Origin of the sequence: Adlercreutzia sp. DFI.6.23, from assembly GCF_024462535.1 — a bacterium.
Classification (GTDB): domain Bacteria; phylum Actinomycetota; class Coriobacteriia; order Coriobacteriales; family Eggerthellaceae; genus Adlercreutzia; species Adlercreutzia rubneri.
Window position 1 is genome coordinate 1 of sequence record NZ_JANGBP010000655.1, and the last position, 294, is coordinate 294.

Genomic DNA, 294 nt, shown 5'->3' on the forward strand with positions numbered 1-294 from the left:
CGACCATGTTGCCCACCGCGTACAAGCGCGGGATAACCTCGCCGAACACGTTGAGCACCTGGGTGTTAGTGTTCACGTCAACACCGCCAGCTGTATCGGGCGAAACGTCGATGACGCGACCTGCGAAGAAAGGCGGCTGCATCAGGGGCATTGCGCCCTGGCGACCCAAGGCATCGGCACCGGCGGCCGCACCTTCATTGAAGTCGTCGATAGTATTCTTAAGCGTGTCCGCATCCAAATCAAGAGCCGCCGCTAACTCTTCCACAGTGTCGGCCTTGACGATATAGCCGCCGG

The 294-nt window shown here is 59.9% G+C and carries 1 protein-coding gene; it reads right to left on the reverse strand.

The annotated features are described in order from the left end of the window. The coding region (locus tag NE591_RS14945) for an FAD-binding protein (RefSeq protein ID WP_256157067.1) at positions 1–265 on the reverse strand (265 nt) is incomplete at its 3' end. Positions 266–294 lie beyond the last annotated feature (29 nt).